At 69.7% G+C, this 23,052-nt stretch carries 23 protein-coding genes and 1 pseudogene; 15 read left to right on the forward strand and 9 right to left on the reverse strand.

All coding sequences use genetic code 11. The features are described from left to right. Positions 1-3: 3 nt before the first annotated feature. Positions 4-444 (forward strand): hypothetical protein, encoded by a 441-nt coding sequence (locus QP939_RS11625; RefSeq protein ID WP_285456720.1) that lies wholly within the window; start codon positions 4-6, stop codon positions 442-444. On the opposite strand, the gene QP939_RS11630 is transcribed toward QP939_RS11625, so the two are convergent. Beyond that, on the reverse strand, positions 441-2,186 hold the full coding sequence (locus tag QP939_RS11630) for an AfsR/SARP family transcriptional regulator (RefSeq protein ID WP_285456721.1): 1,746 nt from the start codon (positions 2,184-2,186) through the stop codon (positions 441-443). The two genes, QP939_RS11625 and QP939_RS11630, sit on opposite strands and share 4 nt — an antisense overlap. 154 nt (positions 2,187-2,340) lie before the next feature. On the opposite strand from QP939_RS11630, the gene QP939_RS11635 reads away from it, so the two are divergent. The 10 genes from QP939_RS11635 (at position 2,341) to QP939_RS11680 (ending at position 10,980) form a co-directional block, all read left to right on the forward strand. Next, positions 2,341-2,778 carry an XRE family transcriptional regulator gene (locus QP939_RS11635; RefSeq protein WP_285456722.1) on the forward strand — a complete coding sequence of 146 codons (438 nt, stop codon included), beginning with the start codon at positions 2,341-2,343 and terminating at the stop codon, positions 2,776-2,778. Between the two features lie 105 nt (positions 2,779-2,883). Next, positions 2,884-3,315, forward strand: a complete 432-nt coding sequence (locus tag QP939_RS11640; RefSeq protein ID WP_285456723.1) for an ImmA/IrrE family metallo-endopeptidase — start codon at positions 2,884-2,886, stop codon at positions 3,313-3,315. Continuing rightward, positions 3,312-4,484 (forward strand): MAB_1171c family putative transporter, encoded by a 1,173-nt coding sequence (locus QP939_RS11645; protein WP_285456724.1) that lies wholly within the window; start codon positions 3,312-3,314, stop codon positions 4,482-4,484. The genes QP939_RS11640 and QP939_RS11645 overlap by 4 nt, the downstream gene beginning before the upstream one ends. A 355-nt stretch (positions 4,485-4,839) precedes the next feature. Continuing rightward, positions 4,840-5,646, forward strand: a complete 807-nt coding sequence (locus QP939_RS11650; RefSeq protein WP_285456725.1) for a hypothetical protein — start codon at positions 4,840-4,842, stop codon at positions 5,644-5,646. Further along, positions 5,643-6,518, forward strand: coding sequence for a hypothetical protein (locus QP939_RS11655; protein WP_285456727.1), 876 nt, complete (start codon positions 5,643-5,645; stop codon positions 6,516-6,518). The genes QP939_RS11650 and QP939_RS11655 overlap by 4 nt, the downstream gene beginning before the upstream one ends. Further along, a complete protein-coding gene (locus QP939_RS11660; RefSeq protein WP_285456728.1) occupies positions 6,515-8,032 on the forward strand; it encodes a PrsW family intramembrane metalloprotease in 1,518 nt (505 codons plus the stop codon). Before QP939_RS11655 ends, QP939_RS11660 begins: the two co-directional genes overlap by 4 nt. Beyond that, entirely contained in the window at positions 8,029-8,652 is a 624-nt protein-coding gene (locus tag QP939_RS11665) for a hypothetical protein (protein WP_285456730.1), read from the forward strand. The genes QP939_RS11660 and QP939_RS11665 overlap by 4 nt, the downstream gene beginning before the upstream one ends. Continuing rightward, entirely contained in the window at positions 8,642-9,073 is a 432-nt protein-coding gene (locus tag QP939_RS11670) for a hypothetical protein (RefSeq protein WP_285456732.1), read from the forward strand. Before QP939_RS11665 ends, QP939_RS11670 begins: the two co-directional genes overlap by 11 nt. Before the next feature lie 364 nt (positions 9,074-9,437). After that, positions 9,438-10,535, forward strand: coding sequence for a hypothetical protein (locus QP939_RS11675; protein ID WP_285456734.1), 1,098 nt, complete (start codon positions 9,438-9,440; stop codon positions 10,533-10,535). Between the two features lie 4 nt (positions 10,536-10,539). Further along, a complete protein-coding gene (locus QP939_RS11680) occupies positions 10,540-10,980 on the forward strand; it encodes a hypothetical protein (protein ID WP_285456735.1) in 441 nt (146 codons plus the stop codon). A 1,012-nt stretch (positions 10,981-11,992) separates the two neighbouring features. Here the strand turns inward: QP939_RS11680 and QP939_RS11685 are convergent. The 3 genes and pseudogenes from QP939_RS11685 to QP939_RS11695 form a co-directional block, all read right to left on the reverse strand. Next, positions 11,993-12,358 carry a DUF5994 family protein gene (locus tag QP939_RS11685; RefSeq protein ID WP_285456736.1) on the reverse strand — a complete coding sequence of 122 codons (366 nt, stop codon included), beginning with the start codon at positions 12,356-12,358 and terminating at the stop codon, positions 11,993-11,995. A 70-nt stretch (positions 12,359-12,428) separates the two neighbouring features. Then, positions 12,429-12,719, reverse strand: a pseudogene (locus tag QP939_RS52190) (acyl-CoA desaturase); the annotation flags it as partial. A gap of 382 nt (positions 12,720-13,101) precedes the next feature. After that, positions 13,102-13,899 (reverse strand): GAF domain-containing protein, encoded by a 798-nt coding sequence (locus tag QP939_RS11695; protein WP_285456737.1) that lies wholly within the window; start codon positions 13,897-13,899, stop codon positions 13,102-13,104. A 1,889-nt stretch (positions 13,900-15,788) separates the two neighbouring features. On the opposite strand from QP939_RS11695, the gene QP939_RS11700 reads away from it, so the two are divergent. The 3 genes from QP939_RS11700 (at position 15,789) to QP939_RS11710 (ending at position 17,598) form a co-directional block, all read left to right on the forward strand. Then, positions 15,789-16,166: a hypothetical protein gene (locus tag QP939_RS11700; protein WP_285456739.1), complete on the forward strand. Its 378-nt coding sequence runs from the start codon at positions 15,789-15,791 to the stop codon at positions 16,164-16,166. 119 nt (positions 16,167-16,285) lie between these two features. Then, positions 16,286-16,504, forward strand: a complete 219-nt coding sequence (locus QP939_RS11705; RefSeq protein WP_285456741.1) for a Sec-independent protein translocase family protein — start codon at positions 16,286-16,288, stop codon at positions 16,502-16,504. Positions 16,505-16,863: 359 nt separating this feature from the next. Beyond that, on the forward strand, positions 16,864-17,598 hold the full coding sequence (locus QP939_RS11710; RefSeq protein WP_285456743.1) for a beta-ketoacyl-ACP synthase 3: 735 nt from the start codon (positions 16,864-16,866) through the stop codon (positions 17,596-17,598). Between the two features lie 282 nt (positions 17,599-17,880). Here QP939_RS11710 and QP939_RS11715 read toward each other — a convergent pair whose 3' ends face one another. From QP939_RS11715 to QP939_RS11735, 5 genes are all read right to left on the reverse strand, one after another. Continuing rightward, positions 17,881-18,426, reverse strand: coding sequence for a hypothetical protein (locus QP939_RS11715; RefSeq protein ID WP_285456744.1), 546 nt, complete (start codon positions 18,424-18,426; stop codon positions 17,881-17,883). Positions 18,427-19,497: 1,071 nt separating this feature from the next. Next, positions 19,498-19,986: a hypothetical protein gene (locus tag QP939_RS11720; protein WP_285456746.1), complete on the reverse strand. Its 489-nt coding sequence runs from the start codon at positions 19,984-19,986 to the stop codon at positions 19,498-19,500. A 187-nt stretch (positions 19,987-20,173) separates the two neighbouring features. Then, positions 20,174-20,335 carry a hypothetical protein gene (locus tag QP939_RS11725; protein WP_285456747.1) on the reverse strand — a complete coding sequence of 54 codons (162 nt, stop codon included), beginning with the start codon at positions 20,333-20,335 and terminating at the stop codon, positions 20,174-20,176. Positions 20,336-20,508: 173 nt separating this feature from the next. Continuing rightward, the gene (locus QP939_RS11730; RefSeq protein ID WP_285456748.1) at positions 20,509-20,655 is read right to left on the reverse strand and encodes a ribonuclease domain-containing protein; all 147 of its coding nucleotides are present in this window, start codon (positions 20,653-20,655) and stop codon (positions 20,509-20,511) included. Beyond that, on the reverse strand, positions 20,642-20,836 hold the full coding sequence (locus tag QP939_RS11735) for a hypothetical protein (protein WP_285456749.1): 195 nt from the start codon (positions 20,834-20,836) through the stop codon (positions 20,642-20,644). Before QP939_RS11735 ends, QP939_RS11730 begins: the two co-directional genes overlap by 14 nt. A gap of 226 nt (positions 20,837-21,062) precedes the next feature. On the opposite strand from QP939_RS11735, the gene QP939_RS11740 reads away from it, so the two are divergent. After that, positions 21,063-22,997: a potassium transporter Kup gene (locus QP939_RS11740; RefSeq protein WP_285456750.1), complete on the forward strand. Its 1,935-nt coding sequence runs from the start codon at positions 21,063-21,065 to the stop codon at positions 22,995-22,997. Positions 22,998-23,052: the final 55 nt, after the last annotated feature.

The raw sequence follows: 23,052 nt of genomic DNA on the forward strand, positions 1-23,052 counted from the left end.
GGCATGACTGCACAGCCACCACCACCGGACGCGCGCCGGCTCGAGCGAGCCACCCGAATCGCTTGGATCGGCTGCGCGACGCTCGGCGTCGTGTTCGTCGGGTTCGGTCTGTACTCGGGGATCGCCTCGGTGACGAGCGCGGACCGGAGCATGGCCGCGCCCGACCTGATCATGGCCCTGATCGGCGTCGGGTTCGGTGCCATCACCCTCGTCGGGGCCGCCCGGTTGCGCCGGCGGGAACCCTCGGGGGTGCGGTTCGCCTCGACCATCCTGCGCTTCATCCTGGTACTAGCGGGCGGGAACCTGGTGTTCAGCCTGGTCAACGGGCTCGGGCAGAACTGGGCGCACTTCGTGTGGTCGCTGGTCGCGACCGTGGTGGCGGCTGTTCTGGTGGCGGCGTTGGAGCAGCTGCGGGCCGCCCTTTCCCCGCGTCCCGGCGGTTAGGCCCGGGCGGCCGCGTCGATATGCCGTCCGCTTCGGGCGTGCTCGCGGACCAGTTCGTGCAGGGCGTAGCGGCCCGCGGCGGGTGACACGAGGAGGTGCGCCGACATCAGCCGGTCGATCTCCCGTTGCGCGGCAACCGGGTCGAGGCCGACGAGTGCCGCGGTCCTTTCCACGGTGATGTCGGGACCGGTTTCCTGGCCCAGCAACCGGAACAGGCGCCGGGCCGGCTCGGGCAGCCGCCGGTAGGAATGGTCGAAGACGGCTCCAAGGTCCGCCCGTGGATCACCGACGACCGCGAGTTCGGCCAGGCGGCCGTTGCGCCACAGCCGGGCGGTGTAGGCCGCCACCGAAAGCGTCCCGGACACCGTCAGCCGCAGCGCCGCGACGCGCAACGCGAGCGGCAGGAACCCGCACGCCCGGGCCAGCGCTCGCACGGCGTCGGGTTCCCGGTCCGCCCGCGCGTCGCCGATCGACCAGCGCAGCAACGCCGCTGCCGACGCTTCGTCCAGTACGTCCAGGCCGAGCCGTGCCGCGCCGTCCACGGCGACCAGCCCGTCGAGGCCGTCGCGTCCGGTGACCAGCACCAGGCAGCCGGGCCCGCCCGGCAGCAGTGGTCGCGCCTGGTCGGCGTCGGCGGCGTTGTCGAGCACGACCAGCACCCGGCGCCCGCCCAGGAACGAGCGGTACTGGGCCGCAGCCTCGTCCAGGTCGGTGGGCAGCCGGTCCCGCGGCACACCCAACGCCACAAGGAAACCACGCAGGACGTCGACGGGACGCATCGGCGCCTCGGCTGCGTAACCCCGTAGATCCGCGTACAGCTGCCCGTCCGGGAAACGCGACGCCCCGTGGTGGGCCCAGTGGACCGCGAGCGCGGTCTTGCCGACCCCGCCCATGCCGGTGACCACGACTGCGCGGTGAGTGCGCGCAGCCGCTGTGAGCGCGGTCAGTTCCCGCTGCCTGCCGGTGAATCCGGCGGCGTCGAATGGCAACTGGGCGGGTGCGGCCGGGCGAGGTGACGGCGGCGTCCGCCGGGCCCGGGTCAGCGCGGCGGTCAGCTCGCGCCCCGGGTCGACGCCGCATTCCTCCCGGAGCCGGCCGCGGATCGCCTGGAACGCGGCGATCGCCTCGGCTTGCCGTCCTGCACCGGCCAGCGCCACGATCCACGCGGCGTGCAGGGGTTCGTCCAGAAGGTGCTGCCGTGCTCCGGGTTCGAGGGCCTCGGCAGCGGCCGCCGGCTCACCGGCCTCCAGCAGAGCTGTTCCGCGCGCGACGGTGGCATCGCGCAACTCTCGCACCAGTTGGGCGAGCAGCGCCGGATCGGCGCGTTCGGCCGGGACGTCGACCAGCGGCGTCCCGCGCCACAGCGCGACCGCGTCGCCGAGCGTCGCAGCCTTCTCTCGTGGCTCCAGCAACGCGGCGCCGGCGACGGTCGCGCGGAACCGCGCGACGTCGGTGGCCGCACCGGGCCGCAGCGCGTAGCCGACCGGGGTCCGCTCGACTTGTAACCCTGTGCCGGCCACGCCCCGCAGCCAGCGACGCAGGCGATGCATCGCAACTGTGAGCGCTGACGCCGAGACGAGTTCGCCCCACACCGTGTCCCCGAGCCGCTCCGCTGTGACGCCTGCTGAGCCGGCCTCCGCCAGCAGTGCGAGCAGCGCGCGGGACAGCCCGGAAGACGGGTGGTGCACGTGTCCTCCACAGCGGACCCCGACCGTGCCCAGCACCAGCACCTCAGGCTTCATCCCGTCCCCGCCCCACGACGCGTGTTCACTGGCATGGATACCGTGTTCCCGGTCTCCACCACAGTGGATACCCATGGTAGACAGCGCAGGGTGGCGGATGTCAACATATGTGAAGACGTCATGGTGACCAGCCACCACAGTCAAGGAGATGCCGGTGCCGGCGGATGGCGAACCGCGACGCTCCCGGACGCTTGCCGAGAAGGTCGACTACCTGTTCCGCAGTGTCCGCAAGCCCGACGCGCGGGAGTACAGCAACGACGAGGTCTCCGCGGCCATCGCGCGTGACCAGGGCGTTTCGGTGTCGTCGTCCTACCTGTGGTATCTGCGCACCGGGCAGCGGGACAACCCGACGTTCAAGCACCTCAACGCGCTGGCGACCTTCTTCGGGGTACCACCCGCCTACTTCTTCGACGACTCGACCACCATCGAAGTGGAAGCGGAACTCGCGCTGCTGACCGCCATGCAGGATGCCGGGGTGCGAGACGTCGCCTTGCGCGCTTCGGGACTTTCGGCCAAGAGCCTCGACGCCCTCACCGACATGATCGCCCGGGTCCGCGAGCTCGAGGGCCTGTCGCCGTATCAGGACAATTGATTGAGACCGCACCAAGGGGATGGGGAGCGGACGTGGACTTCTCGGAGCTGACAGCGCGGTGCCGGACCCATCTCGCGCGCCTCGAGCTTCCCACAGCCCTTCGACGTGACGGCGTTCGGCGAGCGCGTCGGCCGCGACCGGGGGCGGCCGCTCGTGCTGATCGGCCTGGCGATGCCCGACGACGGGCCGCGCGGGCTTTGCGTCGCTACGCAGCACTCGGACTACATCGTCTACGAGGCGACGACCACCGCGGTGCACCAGGAACACATCATCGTGCACGAGATCAGTCATCTGCTCTGCGGGCACACCGGCGCCGGCGCACTCGGCGCCGAGCAAGCCCGCCGCTTGTTCCCACACCTGGCCCCCGACGTCGTGGTACGCGCCCTCGGCCGGGACTCGTACTCCAGCGAACAAGAGCAGGAGGCCGAACTGCTCGCGTCGATGATCCTGCAGTCCGCGTACCGCCAGGGCCGGACGTCGCGAACCGGGCCACGGCCCGAGCCCGGCGCGCTTCGCCGGCTGGAGGCCGGCCTGTGACACAACTGTCCCCACCCTTCGTCGTGATCGCGGTGGTGTTGCTGATCGGGCTGACCCAGCGGATCTACGCGATGCTGAGCGACCGCCGGGACCCGTTGCGCCGCGCCGTGTGCGTCATTCTCGCCGGGCTGCTGCTCGCCACGGTCGCCCAGCTGTTCTCCGACCCCGTCGACCGGGCGACGGGCGTGGTGCACTTCGGCGCCACGCTCAGCGACGCCGGCGCCATGATCGCCGCATGCGCGGGACGGCTGTTCCTCGTGCACGTCGACCGTGCCCGGCCCGAGGTGGGCAACCGGGGTCTGCGGTGCTACGCGAGCCTGGCGGCCGCGCTCGCCGCCGCGGCCGCGCTGTTCCTGCTGTTCCCACCGCAACCCGGTCAGCGGGCACCGGTCTACGTCGCCGTCTACATCGCCTACATCGCGAACGTCCTGATCCCCGCCTGGCGGCTCGGCGTTCGATATTCGCGGCGGACCGGCCGGCCGTTCCTCCGAGTGGGCCTGCGCGTCATCGCCGCCGGTGGCGCGGCGGGGCTCGCTTTCCTGCTCTGCCAAACAGTCCTCCTCGTCACCGGGCTCCTCGATCCGGCCGTGACTGCCTCCATCGACGCGGTGACGTCCGGGCTCGAACTGGTCACCGAGACCTTGCTGCTGATCGGGGTGACCATCCCGCTGTGGGGACCGATGCTCGTCGACGCGGTCCACTGGCCGGCCGACTACCGCTCCTACCGCCGGTTGCGCCCGCTGTGGCTGGCACTGCAGGAGGCCGGGCCGGAGTTCCGGCTCCTGCCCGCGGATGCCGCCGCTGCCCGCTCGCGGTGGCCACGCGACATCGGGCTCCTGCTCTACCGCCAGGTGATCGAAATCCGGGACGGCCAGCTGGCACTGCGCCCGTACGTCGAGCGCCGCGTGACCGACGAAGCCCTCCAGGCCGCGCGACGAGCCGGGCTGCCGCCTGCCGAAGCCGGCGCCGCGGTCGAGGCCGCCGCGATCGTGTCCGGGATCGCCGCGAAGGCGGACGGACGTGTGGCCACCGAACCGGCCGGTCCCGGCCGTGGCGCGCACGAGGACGGCCTGGCCGCCGAAACCGCCTGGCTGCGCTCGGTGGCGCGGGCCTTCGCGCGCTCCCCGATCGTCGCCGCGGCCGCCCGCAACGCGGCTGCCCCGGTGTAAGCCGGTTGTAATCGCCGATGCCTAACTTTCGGACCGCGAGGGTACGGGCGGCCGAGGCGAGAGGGGGCACGGGGAATGCACGACCGGGAGGACGCTGTTTCAGCGGAGCGTCGACGGCGCCGGGGGCTCTGGCTGTGGCTGGGTTTCGGCGGGGCCGGGGTCGTGTTCCTCGGCGTCGTCCCGGTCGTGCTGTTCGCCTTGGTAGGCGACCGCGCGGACGAGCCGTCGTACCTTCCCGCGAAACCGGCCGGTTTCATCGGCTCGGACGTCTACGCAGCGAGCTTCCGGCTCTCAGGACTTCCCCGCAGGCGCCGCGTACCTGGCCGGACCGCACTTCGCCATCGGCTTCGGCACCTTGGAGATCTCCACGACTTCGGGCATCGACTACCGGGCGGCCGACGGCCAGGAGTTCCTCCGTCTCAGCGCCACCAACCCGGCGTCATCCGACGGATCCGCGGAGGGCGTCACCGCGCAGGTCGTCCGCGACGGGGCCGCCCACCCAGTCCGCCTCGCCGAGCTCGAGACAGGCGGACTCGTCGTCAGTGTTCCGAAAGGACATACCGCAACCCTGCAGGTGACCGACGAAGGCCGCACCCAGTCACTGGACCTGCGCACCGGCCGACGCGGCGCCGACGCAATCCCCGGCTACTACCCGAAGCACGCGCTCACCTGGCAACGCAACGACTACAGCGGGTCCGGCAAGACCGCGGTCGGCGGCTGCCGCCAGGCGACCACGATGCTGATGACCTTCGGCCTCGGCGAGACCGCCGTGGAGCCGTGGGGCCCGGGCCTCGGCTGGGCCCGGCCGGGCCGGGGCTGGCTGCCGATCTCCTACATCTCCGCCCTGGCCCCGGTCACGCTGCCCGACTACGACTCGATCAAGGACATGCCGCCGCCGTGTGCGATCACCATGGACTTCCGGTGGGACCTGACGCGCAGCGTCGGCGTGCAAACCCCGGAAGGAGAGGCCGCGCCGGCCCGAGTCTTCTCCGACAACGGCGCCGGCGGCACGCTGGTCTACGACGTCCCACTGTCGCTCACCACCGCGACCATGGTTGTCCACCCCGCCGGGGCCTATCACGACGAAACCGGCCACGACCATCCGATCAGCTGGACGACCCCGCCGCAGATTAGCCGGACCGACCTGCTGGCGGCGAAATGACGCCCACCGGAACCCGGCCCGCCGGAACCCGGCCCGCCGGAACCGCGATCGCCGCCGCGATCACCGCTCTGATCAGCGCGCTGGGCGCCGCCCTGCTGATGGCCGCGGCGCTGCTGCAGTTGCTGATCCAGGTCCGGCGCCCGGCTGTGAACTCGAACTGGACGGCTGTCCTGGTCGCCGCGATTCTGGTCTGCTGCGCGGCCACGCAGCTCGTCCTCGCGGTGGCCGGTGCGGTCGCGTTGTTCCACCGGAAGCCGGCCGGCCGGCCGCTGGCGGTGGCCGGCAGCGTCGCGGGACTCGCCTGGGTACTGGCTTGGCTGGTCAACGCCTTCGCGGTGAACGGCGACGCGGGGGTCGCGCTCGTCGTCGGGTATTGCGTCTTCCTGCCCGCGGTGACGACTCTCGTGCTCGTCCTGCTGCCGCGGACCCGGCGCGCTCTGGGAGCCGGCCCGCAAAGAACGCCGTCGCGGCTCGAACCACCGACGGAGCCGATCCGTGTCGTGCCGCAGCGGTCCGGTGCACCGCATGTCGAGTTCGTCCGGCCACCGGTTCACCCGCGTCCGCCCCAGCTGCGTCTCCTCCTCTGGTGTGCCGCGACCGGCCTGCTGTTCGGCGCGTTCGGCGTCCTGGCCGCGTGCTCGCCGCCGGCGGCCGACACCCAGCTGCCGAATTTGCCCGGTGTCCCGGAACGGCCGGACGCCCCCACGCCGACCGGACGGCCGTCCACACAGCCGGCCCCGACTGGACTTCCCCCGGTGTCATCGGGCCTCCCGACGGCCCTGCCACCCGGGTTCCCCACGGACCTGCCACCGGGCTTTCCGACGGAACTCCCGCCGGGCCTGCCGACCGGTCTCACCCAGGAGCATCGATGACCACGACCGTCGCGCACCCCTCCCGTCGTCCGGTCACCGTCCCACGAACCACAGCGGCTCGGCTGCTCATGTTGGCCTTGCTGTTGAGCTCGCTCTACGCGGGCGCGATCGTTCTCGAGGTCGCCAAGCCGGACAGCGGCGGTCTGACTCCAGGCCTCTTCTACCCCGGTGCCCCGACCGAGACGTACATCCCGTTCTGGGGCGCCGTCGCGAGCTGGGCGGCGGCGCTCGGACTGGGCGCGGTAACGGCAGTGCGCTGTGCCTCGGTCGCCGACCCGGCAACGCGGCGACAGCGGCTCGAGCGCGGGCAGGTGGTGATCGCCGGCGTCCTCGTCGTCCCGTTCGTCATCGATCCGGTGATCGATCTCGTCCGTTTCTTCCCTCTCGTGCTGGCCTGCCTTCCCCCGACGCTGGTCGCGTTGTGGGGTGTGCACCGTCTGCAGCGGTTCCGTCGGCTGCCGGTCCCGGTGCTGCTCGCCGCGTTTGCGGGTGGGCCGTTGCTCGGCTGCGGTTTCGGTGGCTCCATGAACTCGCTGTACGTCGACTACTCCCAGGCCTACCTCGTGTGGCCGAAGGTGGCCGGCATGACGGCGCACCCCGACCTGGCACGACTGCGCGACGGGACGTTTCTGCACGAGGTCCTCGCGGCCAAGCAACTGACCAACTCCGGTCTGGCCCTCGACGCGGGGATCTTCGAGGAGCTCGGCAAGGGCGTAGTGCTTGCCGCGGTGTTCTTGCTGTGCCGCCGGTGGTGGGACGGTGTGTTGTCCGGGGCCGTCCTCGGCATGGCCGTGGGGCTGGGCTTCAATCTTCTCGAAAGCGTCGAGTACATGACCGGCGATGCCTTCTATCAGTTCTGGATCCGGCAAGGAGTCGGCCTCATGGCCGCGCACACCGCGTTCTCGGCGATCGTCGGGGCCGGGTTCGGGATCGCGAGCCGGCTTGCCGCCCCGAATGCGCGACGACTCGCGATCGGCGCGGGCTTGATCACCGCGATCTGCGGGCACTTCGCCACCGACTCCCTCCTGTTCGCGTTCAGCGGTCGGCTGCCGGAATGGCTCGACGTCAGTTCCGCGGTCGACGTCCTGGTGCTCCAGCCGCTGGAACTGGTTCTGCTGCAAGGCCCGTTCGTGCTGATGTACCTACTGCTGGTGAAGCGAGCGCTGCGCGACCAGGCCGCAGCACTCGCGACCGGGCTCGCCGCCGAATCTGCGGCCGCGGACATCGCGGTCACCGCCGAAGAGATTCCGATCCTGCTGTCACCACGCCGCCGGACGGCGATGCGAGGCGCGGCGTTCCGATACCGAGGCGGTTTGCGTGCATACCGGTACATCGGACACTTGCACGACGTGCAAATCGATCTGGGCTTACAACACACCGGGTTCGCGCGCGACGGTTCCCGCTCCGTCGCGACCCTTCGTCGTCGCGTCGCACATCTCAAACAGCACCCCGGTCTCCAGCGGCCGCGGCCCGCTGCCACTGCCGCGGCCGCCTCGTTCGAGGTGTCGCCATGAGCTCCCGCATCGTCTTCCCATGCCTCGTCGTGCTCGCGGGCATCCTCGCGCTGTTCTTCCTCATGCCCGGCGAGGCGGCGGCCTGCACCTTTCGTTACAGTGAGGGAGCAACCGCTTCTTCCAACTGCGGCGGAATGGCGACGCGATACGTGATCGTGTCAGCCTCAGTGGGTGCCGGTGGCACCATCGCATGGCGGATGTTCAGCCGCCTCGCCGGTCCCCGAGCCCGTCTCACCAGTCCTGCGGATCTGACGACCCTCGACCGCTTGCTCACCGCGCCGTTCTCCCGTCTGGGGCGGGTATACAAAGTCGATGAGGCAAGCGTCTGCCAGCTGACGATGGGAGCGGGTCCGTGGGCGAGGGAAGGCGTCGCACTGGTCAAAGGGAACATCGACGCACCCGGAGTGCAAGAACTGGTCAACGAGGCGGGGAACAAGTACGGCTGTCACACCTGCGGTGCAGCCGCATCCGGAGCGGCGAACTGGGTCCGCGACCACCAGCCGCCCCTTGGGCTCGCCGGGCCTGACGCTCAATACACCGCGTATCCTCAGTGTGTTCCCTGTATGAGACAGCAGGGTGGAACCGTGCGGCAACTCGGAACTGGGCATTATGACTTCTGAAAATCCAACATTCGATGATTTCCCGGCAGAGGTCTACGCCGGCAGCATCGTGGCCTTCTTCCAACATGGGCTTCTGATCGTAGAAGATGCGGCGAGTCAAGCTGTGCACGAGTCGTGGGACGCGGCGAGCGAGCGAACGCATTTCGACGACGACTCGCTGTTCGTTGCAGTGCGGCCGCACGTCGACGGGCCGGTGCGCGTCGATGTCTTCGTCGACGAAATTCCGGAAAAGTTCGCCGACGGCTTGGTGGAATGTTTCGACGGGGTGCTTCCCCTCCGATCGGGCGTGGTGTGCGTGCACGACTCCGATGACCTGGTGAGGCTCACCAGAAGGATTTCTGTCGACCAACCGCACTTCGGGGTGCTCGTCAATGACACCGAACGGGTCGACAGAGTGCTCGTGGTGCTGTACGACCGCTGATCGCGCCTCCGGACTTCTGCGGTGGCTCAACGGCAAGTTCCGGGAAGCGAGATTCATTGTGGCTCCTGAGTCCGGTCAGTCGTGCCGAAGGAGGGCGTACCGTCGGAACTCGCGTTGCGGGCCGCTTCGGTTCTCGTTCGCGTGGGCCAGCGGCGCCGACGCCATAACACCAAACGAACTACCAGCGTGCCGAGAGATCGATGCCGCTGCCGAGCGGGCCCGTGCGGCTGTCAGTGTGCACTGGGCAAGTGGGGCCGCACGCTCGCAGACGTGATGGCGCGGGAGGTCCTGGCTGCTGTAACCGTCATGTAATTGGTGCCGCCTACGGTCTGTCCGGTTATCACTACCCATGGGGAGGACGCAGATGGCCGGTTTCTTCTACGACGGCCCGGGCATGACGGCTCTGAAGGCACAACTCGACCGGCTCGACGATGACTTTGGTGCGGCGAAGAAGTACGTCGATGGGCATACCGACCTGAGCGCGGGTGACCAGGGCCTGATCATGTACCTGATCGGTCCGCACCAGAAGGCGCGCGACAACGTGCTACACGCGGTCGCAGCCTTCGAGAAGTTCACCAAGGCGTGCTCAACGGCCGTCGGCCACGCCGAACAGCACTACGAGCAGACGGAAAGCCAGAACCGAGACACCCTCGCGGCCGAGGACGCCAAGATCCGTGGCGCAGGTGACCCTGCCAATCTCCAGGGGCTGTCCTACGACCACGACAAGGGCTTGCTGAAAGGAGTGAGCTGGCACGCCTTCACCGACGTCAACGAACCGACCAACGCGCTGGCGCCGCCGGAGATACCCATGACCGGCGACCAGGACTGGTCGTTCGACTGGAAGAACGACGCGTTCAGCCCGAGCGCCTACATCCGGGACGCCTCTCGCGACATCGCTCACCGGGACGTCTTCGACGAGGCGACCGCGTTGTTCGCCGGCAAGTGGGGCCTGTTCGCCAAATGCGCCGAGGTGTGGACGAACCTAGGCCTGTTCTTCGACGCCGCCGGGGACAACATGCACCGCTCAGCGGCGGACACGCCGACCGCGTGGCGCGGCAACGCGGCCGACGCCGCCGAGGAGAAGTTCGTGCTCGGCGCCAAGGCGATGAAGCAAATACCGGACAGCCTCGGCGAGTACGCCAAGCTCTACGGCGACATCGTCACCGCCGTCAAAGAGTCGTTCGGGGTGATCGAAGGCCAGCTGACCTGCCTGGTCGACGCCGTAGTGGACGCGATCCTCGCGGGCGCGATCGGCGCGATCACCGCCGAGACCGTCATCGGCGCCTTCGCCGGCGCGAGCGTGGCCGGCTTCTACGTCGCACGCGTCGTCGAAATCGTCGCCGAGGTCGTCGGGTCGATGGACGCGATCAAAGACTTCGTCGACAAGGCCGCGGCCATCCTCGACACGATCAAAGTGGCGGGGGACCCGCCGAAGCTGCCAACCGACCTTCCGGGGAACTGACACCATGAACTCGCGGCTGACCGACGCCCAACGTCAAACCCTGCGCCGACGCATGCTCATCGAACTGACCAAGCACCAGGACCCGGTGCTGGCGGAATGCGCGCGGGAGGTCCTCCGCGGCCGGTCGACCGCACTCAACGCCGTCGCCGGTGCCGCGTATGCAGAACGGTTCGTGCCCTCCACGGGAACGATGCTGCGGACGTGGGAAAGGACACCCGAGCCCGAGCGTGCCGAGCAGGCCGAGCGGTTCCTCCGTGGAGCCGAGGAGGTGCTGGCCCAGCCGGAACCGGAGTTGATGCCCGAGCGAGCGAACCCTTCGCCACGGCGCCGGGAACACGTCGAAGACGTGGAACCGGTGGTTTCGATCATGACCGAAGCGCCGAAGCGACGGCGCAATGACGGGACAGACACACCACGCCGGCAGACCTGGCGCCGACGGTTCTGAGGCGCGATGACCCACGCCGGCGATGTCCCGGGCCAGCAGACCACGCGGGTCAGGACAGCGTCTCCTCCAGGCCACCGTCACAGTACCATCTGGCAATCCGTGGGCAGTGAGTTGCCGAAGGAGCCGATCTGGTCGTCGGCCGGCGGTGGGGCCGGCGCAGGACGCGTACTGCAGGACCGCCAGCGACCCGCTGAAATTTGTTTCCGGTACAGCATGAGGCTCCCGCCGGCGGCAGCCTCGGATGGCGACACGGACACAGTTGGCCGTCAGCGTGAGAAGGGCCACCGAAATCAGCCGGTATGACATTCGCAGTACTTCCTCTTGTCGTCCCATAGGGGTCAAGCACTTGCGCGTGCCAATGAGGAAAATGAAATCTAGACATGATTTGAGGCGGTTTCAGAAATGGCCGCGCCCGGACGACGACCTGGCCAGGATCGCGGTCAGCATATCCCGCGGGATGGCCGGGCAGCGCTCGGCGAGCAGGGGACTCGACGTGGAACCGGGCGGTGCGCATCCTGCGCGCTCGCTGTGTGCACGGCGCCCGTGGTTCGGCCCCGGAAAACCCGCACCGACAAAACGAATGGCAGAAACCGACCCGCTCCGCCCACCGCCCAGCAACACCCCGCGCCGACTAGCCCCAATGCCACGTAGCTTAAAATGAAGAAAGTGCTCTGACCTGCGGTTTCTCGATGTCGAGCCGACGATTCAGGGGCTGCAGTTCGACAGCCCCTGAAACCAGTTGTCGCTGGTCAGGACACTCGCATAACAATGACGATTTTCATTGCCAAATTAAGCTACACGGCATTGCGACTAGCCCCGTCTTCCGCACGTGGGAGCGAGTGAGACCGTCTGGGCCGTTCCCGGCTAGGCGGCAGATCCTCCCCTGAACAAGCGATGACCTGAATTCCGGTCACCACGGAGAACCGTAACCGCTCGCCTCTCGGCGCCCATCGGCCGTTGGAGTGAGCTTCGAAACGGCGAAGAGAGTATTGGACATCGCTATTTCGTGTGGTCAGGGGCGGAGCGGGATCGTCGCCGGCCACCCGCTGCGCGCGGCGAGGATGTCCTCGGGACTTGCCGTGTTGTCCGGCTCCGCGGAGGTCTTGAGAGCGGTGGTGGCGGTGTCGTGCGGGGTGTCGGGAGCCACGACGAGCAGGGTCAGGCGCCGCTGCTGCGTGCCGATGAGCGCGAGGGTGTCCGCCTGCATGGAGTGGAACCCTTCCAACCGGACGAGGCGGCCGTCCACCACGAGCTTGCGGTGGGCGATCTCCCAGCCGTCGCCCAGCGGGTAGCTGATCCGCTCGACCTCGCCCACCCGGTCGCGCGCCGCCGCGAGCACGTCGGGGAACTCGACGCCGGCGTCGCGGAGCGCGGCCACCACGCTCCGTCGACGTATCCGCCGCCGGCCGCCGGTTTCAGCTGCAGGCGGACCTCGTCGCGAACGGCGGTCACGACCGGCTCCCGTCGCCAGGCTGCTGCCGTGCCGGTGTTTCGGTGAGCAGACCGCGCTCCAGCTTGCCGAACCCGCGGGGGGCCGCGGTGTAGCCGGGGTTGAGCTTGCGTGCCAGGTGTTCGGGCCGGGGCCAGCGCACGTCGGTGGCCCAGCCGAGCTTCTCGAGCAGCCAGATCAGGCGGGCGGACATGTCGAGCTGGCCGCGGCGGACGCCGTGGCGGGCGCCGGTGGGGTCGGCGTGGTGGCAGTTGTGCCAGTACTCGCCCATCGAGGCGATGGCCAGCGGCGAGCCCATTCAGGACGTTCAGCTCCCGGGGGCCGGCTGCGGACCGGACCGCGCGAGGTCCACCCGGCGGTATGCTCCGTGAACAGCGCCCAGACCCGCTCTCACCCCGGCCGGACATCGCCAGGAGCAGGACCTTCATGACCGCCACGGACTCCACCCCGCCACGGTGCGCCGATCCGATGCGCGACCCCGAACCTTCGCCGGTGCCGTACGGGCTCCGCGTCGCGGCCGGGGTCTCCTGGCGCTCGCTGGTCGTGGCGGCCGCCCTGCAGCGGGCGTTTTCCCGGGCGCCGCGGCGGGGACGGTCCCACCCGCGGCGCCGGGAGCGGATCCATCGTGGACAGCAAGGGGTTCGTAGCCGGACCCCACAGGGACGGGCATGTCACCGATTCCGGTGAACCAGATTGTTCGTGAGCGACGGAGCCCACCCACGCACGCAACGGAGTGATGTCCGAAAGACGGCAATGTCGCGATCGGCTCGGCATCCTCGACGTCGCTCGACGACGTCCCATCCGCGATCACGGCGACACCTCGCCGAGCACGGCCATGAAGCCGGCCAGGACGCCGAGGCAGCACAGCTGGCCGACGCCGTCAACGCCCTGGCGCGGTCGCGGACCGACCCCGACCTGGACTGATCAGGCTTCGGCCGCGAGTTCCACCGGATCGAGAGTGCCGTCGGTGACGGCGCGGGCGATCTCGTACGGGGAACGTCCGCGCCGGCGGGCGTTCGCGGTGAGCACAACACGAGCGCCGCCGACAGCGCCCCCGGCCGGCGCCGGAAGAACACCAGCGTGCCCAACCGGACCACGCCGACCTGCAGCGGCACCGCGAACGCCGCACCGACATCGGTGGCCATGGCCACCTCGGTGAATCCCGGCCACCGCTGCTGCTCGGCGCCCATCACCGGCACCGCCACCGGACGGCCCGTGGTGAAGGCCTCCACACCGGGCCCCTCGCCCACGGTGTACTGCAGCTCCGCCAGCCGGGCGGCCCATTGGTCGCTGGCGCCCAGCACCTCCTGGACCCGGTCTCCGGCCCGCAACGTGAACAGCGCCGCGTCCACCGCGTCGAGCACCTCGACGGGCGCCGCGCACACGGCCTGGGCCAAGCCGACGCGCTCGGAAGTCCCGGCCCGCTCGGCGATGGCCCGCCACAGCCGCTGCCGCCGCTGTCCATCCACCGCCAGTTCTCCTTCACCGCGCTGGGCGCCGCGAGTCCTCGAGCCGGAGACCCAGGGTCGGAGACCAACCCGTCACCGGCATCACGACGCCCGGGACGGCAGGCCGCGACGCCGGACGCCCGGCCTGCCGCCGGAGAGCGCGAATGCTGCGCTGCTGAACCTTCACCCCATCACCACCGGCCACCACGGAGACCGCGGCACCGGCCACCCCGCGGCCTACCCGGTCGCCACCGCTGTCAACCGCCGGACGGCCGTACGAGACGACACGGGTCGCCTCGAGCAGATCGGCGGGGAGGGCGGGTTGGAGCCAAGATGAGGGCGCTACCGCGACCGGTTCCCGCCTCGGAACCCGGTGGACCGCCACGACCTGATGTCCTCGACGGAGGTGACCCAGGTCATGACCGCTGTACACCCGCTGCCGGCCGCGGGTGGCGAAGATCCGGTGTTCCGCGCCTTACCTGATTCAAGGGAATTCCGATGGGCCAGCGTCGGTGTGGCTCCGGGGGAAGCGTTCGGGATCCTCGTCGCGCTCTCCCAGGGCACCAACACCAAGGTCCGAGTGGTCGCCCAGACCTCATCGACGCCACCGATGCCCGATGAGCGGAACTCTCGGTAGCGGGTCGCCGCGACTCGGAAAGCGACTTCCATCCACACCGTCTTGCCGCTTGCGCGTCCGAACAGTCCCCCGACCGGCGTGCCGACGAGCGCCAAGGCCCCTGCCCCGGTGTTCGGGTGCCGGCCAAGGCCGCGCCGGCTCGGCATCCGCGTCGGCGACCTCGATCCGCGGGCGCCCGGCCGGCGGGGGGAGCACCTGCCCGTTCGGCCGTGAGCCCGGAAAAGACATCGGCCAGGAAACGCCTGGCCCGCCAGCGGTCCCGCACCGGCTCGGCCGGCTCCGGGCGCAACTGCCGTGTCCGCGCGGCCCCGGATGGTCGGTCACCGCCCAAGGGCGCTTGCCCGTTTCGGACGACCCACGACGTGACTGTGGCCAGAGTCGCGGCCATTACCGAAACTGATTCACTTCCACCAAGGTGCGCAATTTCGACGGGAAACGGAAACCGTCGGTATCCGCCGACGCAGGGAGGGTGACCCGACCGCCAGTGCCGATGACGGGTGACGACCTTGCCGCCATCGCGGTCGGGTCACCCCGGGCAGGGGCGATCGGGCTCTGCGCGGATCGACTTGGTCTCCGCACGCGACCGCCCGTGTGGTCCTGCTCCGGCGCCACGGCCGGTGCACACAGGAACGCGTGACCTGCCGTTCTCCTTTTGTATGCCGATTCGGGATGCCCAGGGTCTTTCGGCCCGAAACCCCCGCCGCTGGAGGGGTGAGCAGAGAAATCCATGCGAACGTGGGATAGCGGACAGGGGTACTCCTCGGCAATCCTGGCAGTCATGAGAGACGTGCTCGGATGGTGCCGGCGGCCGGCCGGTCAGATCCGGTGGCGGGCATCGATCGGGCTGGCTCTCGGCCACGGTGACTCGATTTCTCACATACTGGAATCCGAGCATGCCACGGAGGAATCGGCGAAGGCCTGGATCGAGCAGAGACTTCCGGCCACGCCCATCCCGTCCTGGGGGCGCCAGAACGCGGAGGCCGACGACCTGTCACTCTTCGGCCGGGTAGCACGGGGCCGGGTCCTGACCGGGACTCTGCTACCCGGCTGGGAAACCGATTCGTCTGCCGAGACATGGCACGCCGACCCTGCGGGCGGGGAGGTCCGCTGGCGGCGCCGTCCCGCCGCCGGCGCGCGGGTGACGGCTCGCTGAACAATTCCGGAGCAGCCAGTCCGGAACGGCACCACGCAGACGGTCCTATCCGACGTGTACGCGGACCGGCACGGTGGTACCCGCTTACTACCCTCGTTCAGCGGCGACCCGGGAGGCCTGATGAGCGCAGCCGCGGGACCGCGCGTCGGCGTACTGGTGGCCGACGGGGCCATTGTGCAGCGGGCCTGCGGGATGACCGCCCCGCACAGCGCAGTGTTAGTCGATCACCTCGCCGAGGCCTGTGAGCTGAGTTCCGGTGTCGTGCTGCTGGACGTTTCCGAGTCCGCGCTGACCAGTGACGACGTTCTCATGATCGTCCGCCGGGCCGCGCGCCGGATCCGGCGGCGCGTCTGCCACCTTCGGGTGAGGAGCCACGACGGAACGGCGGACATCGCCCTGACCCAGGCGGCGAGCCGTACCGTCCGGTCGTGTGCCTGTCTTCCGCCGGCCTCGCCCGACGCGCCGCCCGCCCATCTCGAACGGCTACAGACGCCGTGAACACGACGGCGGGCACCGGGCCGGCCCGACGAGGGACACCGCACCGACCGCGCTGGCCGGTGTCGACACCGACAAGCCCTCGGCACAGCCGTGGTGAAGGCCAAAAAGCCCTCGGCGCGATGCAGCAGCAGATCAACGACGAGGTCGGGCCCGAGTTCGAGCAGTTGCGCAAACCCCTGCGGGAACTCAACCAGCTTCGCGGAATCGATCCACGCACCGCGTTGACCCGCTTCGTCCTCGATCCAGCGCCCGCTGAACAGACTCCTCTCACGACGACGCCGTTGGTAGCCCAGCGGCCTCCCGGCAGTCCGGCGAGTGTGGACATGGAAGCCACCTGACGTCCGCGGGCCGACGCCGCGCCGTCGGGCGCAAACCGATGCCGCCGCCACTGCGAGTCACCTCGTGACCGTCCGACCGGCGGCACACGATCCCGGGTTCGCCGCCGCAAGCGCAAAATGCCGGCACGACGTGAGCCCGGACGCCGCGAGGGGAAGCGCCATGACCGACCGGCAACCCGGCTCCAGAGCCGTGTCCTTCGGCCATTACCAGCCAGCCCGGGCCGTGACCAACGACGACCTCGCCGCTTCCCTGGGTATCTCGGACGCGTGGATCACGGAGCGAGTCGGCGTCAGGACCAGGCGGCTGGCCGCGCCGGGCGATTCGGTAACCGACATGGCGGCCGCCGCGGCGGCCGGCGTTGAGCAACGCCGGCCGGTCAGCCACGGGCATCGACCTGGTGATCGTCGCGACCTGCACAGCGTTCGACCGGAAGCCCAGCATCGCCGCGCGCGTCGCCGAGCGGCTCGGGATCGCCGCGCCCGCGGTGTTCGACCTCAACGCCGCGTGCGCCGGATTCTCCTACGCCCTGGCCACCGCCGACCACGCCATCCGCGCCGGCGCAAGCCACCGCGCGATCGTGGTCGGTGTCGACAAGATGAGCGACTTCCTGGACTGGACCGACCGCTCCACCTGCGTGATCTTCGGCGACGGAGCCGGCGCCGCGGTCGTCGAAGCCGCCGAGTCTGCCGGCGGGATCGGGCCGGTCGTTTGGGGATCGAACCCGGGCAAAGGCGGATGCATCACGCTCGAGACGGCAGGTCCGCACGACCTGCCCGCGATGTTCCGCCAGGAGGGGCCGGCGGTCTTCCGCTGGGCCACGACCGAACTGGCACCGATCGCGCGGAACGCGTGTGCTCGAGCCGGTGTCGACCCGGCGGAGCTCGCAGGGCTCGTGACGCACCAGGCCAACGTGCGGATCATCGACGCGCTCGCCCGCAAGATCGGCGCCGAAGGCGCGGTGATCGCGACCAACGTGACCGAATCGGGCAACACCTCGAGTGCGAGTATCCCGCTGGCCCTGTCGAAGCTGTTCGAGCGCGGCAAGATTCCTTCGGGCACGCCAATCCTGCTGTTCGGCTTCGGCGTGGGCTAACCTACGCCGTAGTCAGGCCAATCCCGGACTTCGGCGGCCGAACTCATGGCACCGCTCGTCGGAACGACTAATGAACCGCGTTCACCGCGCGACGGGCCAACTCAGCGGACGTGCGTTCGCTCGGTGAGCTCCACCTGCGTGGTTTACCACCGCCCGCGTCCGCCAGGACGAAACTTTTGCAGATGCCGAGTGCCGTGGCTTCGCAGATGTGGATGCCACATCAGCCGAGGGCAGCGCGTCGGCCGGGCTGTCGATGACGCTCTGATCGTCGCCCGGTCCAGATCAGACGCGACCGGCCGTCGCGCCTGTTTCCCGCCTGGGCAGGTTGGCGGCCGAGGACACCGTCCTCATTGCTGCTCGCAGGAGCCGCGCGATCTGCAGGGGGCTCCATCCGGTGCGAGCAGCCAGCTCGGTGACCGCGCAGTGGTCCACGGCGACCGACCACAGCGCGGCGCGCTGACGGGGCGGCAGCAGCGTCACTTCGTCGAGCAGGGTCGCGTCGCGCAGCGCCGCCTCCAAGCGCGCCCGGTCGATCCGCTGCTCCAGCTCGGCCCGCAACGCGATCAGGATCCGCGCCCGCACCCGCCGCTCGGCGGCCCTCCCCACCGGCGTGTCCAGGCCCGGACACGCCTGATTCACTCCCGGCTGCGCGCAGAGCAGGCGCCGGCACAGCGCGACGCTCGGTCGCCGGGAAAGGCCGGTTTGCCGGGCGACCCGGTAGACCAGCGTCAGCATCCGCCCCGGCAGGTCGGCGTCGGCTGAGCCCCAGGCCGGCGCGGTGTCGGTTCGAGCCGCCGGGGCCGGCCGGGTGCGGCGTTGGGGCGTCATCGGTGCGCTCCGGCGCCGGCCCGGCCGTCCGGTCGTGGTGCGGACCGGGGCGAATCGGCGGGCACGTGGGTCAACAACCAGACGAGCTCGGCGGCGTCGATGAGGCCGGCGTCCGCTGCGCGAATCCAGGCTGCGGCAGCCCGTCGGGCGAACTCTCGTGTGCCGACCGGTTTCGTCGAATCTCGGACGGTGTTCATCAGCGGCTCCCCGATGGACGAGTCGTAGGTATTCGGCCACCGGGGTCCTGGGTTGCCGTGAGCGCGCTCCCGCTGAGGGAATCGTAACCCTGCGCGGCACCCGCCGCAGCGAGCGAGCAGCACACCAAACGAAGAACACCGATCACGAGGCCTGGGCAGTTCTTGCGGACGGCCCGCGCTCACCTCTGCCACATCGCTGTCGAACGCTGCGCCCCGGGTACCCCGCTCTGTCCGCAGGCATCCCGGGACCGCGGCCGCCTCCCCAGGTGCCCTGCGACCGCACAGCTGGCTCTTTTCGACGACGTCCTTCGCCTCCGTCCTTGACCTTCGCCCCGGCCTGCTTCAAGCCGCTCGCGCTTGCTTCTGCGCCGCCTTCCGGCTTCCGCCGCCCGTAGCCAGCACCCCTCTCGACTGCTTGCTCGGCCTTGGCCTGCAGTTCTGCTGCTCGTTTCGGCCTCGTCACCAATGACATAGCCGCTGCGCCACTGACCGCCGCACCCCCATACACGCCGTCATCTCAACGTTCAGCACATTGCCGCTGAACCCGGACGGGTGGCAGCGGCCACGCCGGCCCGCACCGCAAACCCGACACTTGCGGCTAGGCCATTCAGGCGAACATCGCCCCCAAGGTGAGGGAGGCAGGACTCCTCAACCGCGACGCCGGGGAAGTACGTGTGGTGTCCTGCGTAGACGGGTAAGGTGGGTGAAGCATGCAAGGCGAGCTACCAGAACCAACACAACGGGCCGAGTGGTTGCGGCTGCACCAGAAGAACATCGACGCGCACACCGCCGGCGTGGCCGCGGCTAGAGCGAAAGCGCCGGCGGCGAATCCACACCCAGTGGGCACCGACGAGCGCTACTGGTGGCGCGAGGGCTACCACGGCCGAAAGTTCACGCCGTTGACCACAGAGCAGATCCTCGTCCGCATGTGCGCCACCAGCGCCGGGGGGACGAATACGCCCGATCGTAGCGAGCGGTCACCGCTGGGACCCGCGTAGGGCCAAAGAGACGTCGCCGCCCGGGGCCTTACGTGCCCCGATCGATGTGCTGGAGCCGCGCCAAGCCGCTCAGTCCACCGTACGGCGATCAGAAGCCACAGAATGGCCGCGGTCCCGTCATTGAGCGGGATCGCGATCTTGTCGCTTCCCAGTGTGAAAAGATCTCGCAACCCGAGGGACACACCGGGTGCCCAGCTGCCGATGAACGACACGAAGCCGTTGCGCGGGTTGGCTTCGGCGAGCACCAAGACGATGTGCGCCGCCAGCACCACCGCGAACAGCCCGCACCCGAAGCTGATCACCATAGTCACCCATCGGACCACACCCACGCACCCGGCATGGCTGCCGACGATCTCGTCCCGCACCTCGTACCGCGGAGGGACTGGTCTCTACGGATCAGGAATCGTCCTAGCAGGAGTGCTCCTCGTGCACGCGCGCGCGTGCACGTGGAGCGGGGTATGTCCCGGCGGCCGTCCACGTGGCCACGCCTCGGCGCGTAGCGGCCGGCGATCCAGGTTGCCCGTCGGCAATGGATACTCCCGCGCCCCTGGCTCAGCGGCGGGCGTTCAGGGCGCCGCGTTTGACGATACCGGCCACGCCCGTCGCGACGAACAGGACGGCTCCCACGATGACCAGCCAAAAAAGCCCCTTGACCACCATTCCGAGCACCACCAGAGCCACCCAGACAACCAGCAACCCGACCAAGGAACCCATGATCACTCCTTCCGACGTCGGTCCGGACGGAACAACGCATACCCGCCCTCCCGGCGCTTCACGCTTCGACAGGGTGGTCGCACTCTCAGCGTCCTCTCAGGACGTTCCGAGATGGGCTGCCGGAAACAGGTCCGCGCCGCCGTCCTCCCGGAAGGCGGCGCGGACCAGAACTGTTACAGGTGATAGAAGTCGCTGTAGCGGTCGGGCGAGTACCAGACCTCGCCGGTGTTCAGGTCGACCACGATCCGGTAGGCGTCCCGGTACGCCCCGCACGCCCGCGGGTAGACGTCGCACTCCTGGAACGAGTCACCACTGGGCAACTGCCCATCGTTGTTGTAGCAGGTCCCCGCCGGTGACGCCGAGCCGCACTGAAGGCAGCCAGGTCCAGGGGATCGCCGGGATCGACGGCGAGAGCCGTGGCGGTGCCGCGGACGGCGACGAGCAGCCGGCCACGGCAGCGATCAGAACCCCGGCGGCGATCGCAGTGGTGATTTCTCGCACGGCGACCTCCGTCCTGCCCGCGGCCTCTTGACGACGATTCAGGATGGCTCGCCGTCGCCGCGGACTCCCGGCGGGCAGACGCCGGACCCGATCCCCGGGCACTCCCCAGGATCGTCGGCAACCTACGGCACAGCCGACCCGAACACCGATGCCACGCCACAGCCTCACGGTGTCCCGCGGCGGGTTCTGCGCGGTCCCGGTGGCCAGGGCGGGCACACTGACCGGAGTGAGCTCTGAGCAGAACGAAACCAAGCCGTCCCCGCGCGACACCGGGCGCCCTCCGCAGCCAGCGGCGGTGACGCTGGCCCTGGGGGCGCTCGGGGTGGTGTTCGGGGACATCGGCACCAGCCCGCTGTACGCGCTGCAAACCGTGTTCTCGATCGACAACGGCGCGGTGCGGCCGGTGCCCGGCGACGTCTACGGCGTGCTGTCGCTGGTCTTCTGGTCGATCCTGCTCGTCGTGTCGGTGAAGTACGTGCTCTTCGTCATGCGCGCCGACAACGACGGCGAGGGCGGCATCCTGGCGCTGGCCGCGCTCATCCGGCGGCGGGTCCCCGGCCGGGCCCGGCTGGCCGGGCTGGCGACGCTGCTGGGGGTGGTGGGCGCGTCGCTGTTCTTCGGCGACAGCGTCATCACACCCGCCATCTCCGTGCTGTCCGCGGTCGAGGGCATCGACGTCGTCGCCTCCAGCATCCGCGACGCCATCCTGCCCATCGCCGCGGTCATCCTCATCGTGCTGTTCCTCGCGCAGCGGTTCGGCACCCACCGGGTGGGCCGGCTGTTCGGCCCCGTGATGCTGCTGTGGTTCCTGACATTGGCGGTGCTCGGCCTGCCGCACATCCTCCAGCGCCCGGCGATCTTGCGGAGCCTCTTACCCACCTATGGCGTCGGCTTCGTGTTCGAGCACCCGTTCGTCGCGTTCATCGCGATGGGCGCCGTGGTGCTGGCCATCACCGGCGCCGAGGCGCTGTACGCCGACATGGGGCACTTCGGCCGCCCGCCGATCCGGCGGGCCTGGTTCGCCGTCGTGTTCCCCGCGCTGACGCTGAACTACCTCGGCCAGGGAGCCCTGATCCTGGGACAGCCTGACGCCGTGCGCAACCCGTTCTACCTGCTCGTCCCGAGCTGGGCGCAGATCCCGATGGTCGTGCTGGCGACCTTCGCCACCGTGATCGCGTCCCAGGCGGTCATCTCCGGCGCGTTCTCGGTGACCCGGCAGGCGATGCGGCTGGGCTTCCTGCCGCACCTGACGGTCCGGCACACCTCGGCACAGGAGAGCGGTCAGATCTACGTGCCCGGGGTGAACTGGCTGCTGATGGGCGCTGTGCTCGTCCTGATGGTCACATTCGGCTCCTCGGCTTCGCTGGCCACCGCCTACGGGGTGGCCGTGACCGGCACGCTGCTGCTGACCACCGCACTGTTCCTGATCCTGGCCGGCGCTGTGTGGCAGTGGCCGTGGTGGCGGCTGGTGCTGGTGGCCGTGGTCTTCGGGGGCGTCGAGCTGACCTTCTTCGCCGCCAACCTGACCAAGGTCGTGCACGGCGGCTGGCTGCCGCTGCTGCTGGGCGGGGTGGCCGTCACGACCATGCTGGTGTGGCAGCGCGGGCGCCGCCTCGTCACCGCCCGGCGCACCGAAACCGAAGGCCGGCTGTCGGACTTCGTCGACCGGCTGCGCGACGACCCGCCCACGCGGGTGCCGGGCACCGCGGTGTTCCCGCACCCGACGAAAGAGACCGTGCCCCTGGCATTACGCGCCAACGCCGAGTTCAACGGCGTCGTGCACGAACACGTCGTGATCGTCTCCGTGGTCTTCGAAAACGTGCCGCACGTGTCCCGTAACGAGCGCCTCGCCGTCGACTCCCTGTCCCACGCCCACGACGGCATCGTGCACCTGTCGGTCCGGTTCGGCTTCCACGACGACGCGAACATCCCCGCGGCGCTGCGCGACGCGTTCATGCTCACCACCGAACTCGAGACCGACCTGGACAACGCGTTCTACTTCCTGTCCAAGGTCACCATCGAGCAGGGGCCGCCCGGCGGCATGCCCCGGTGGCAGAAACGGCTGTTCATCGGGCTGGCGCACAACGCCGCCTCCCAGGCGGCCGCGTTCCGGCTGCCGGTCGACCGCACGGTCGTGATGGGGACCACGATCGAGCTGTAGAACCCTTCGTCGCCTGACGGCCCCGCCCTGCGCAGGACCGGCGACCCCGAGCCAG

It is taken from the genome of Amycolatopsis nalaikhensis (assembly GCF_030264295.1).
GTDB lineage: Bacteria > Actinomycetota > Actinomycetes > Mycobacteriales > Pseudonocardiaceae > Amycolatopsis > Amycolatopsis nalaikhensis.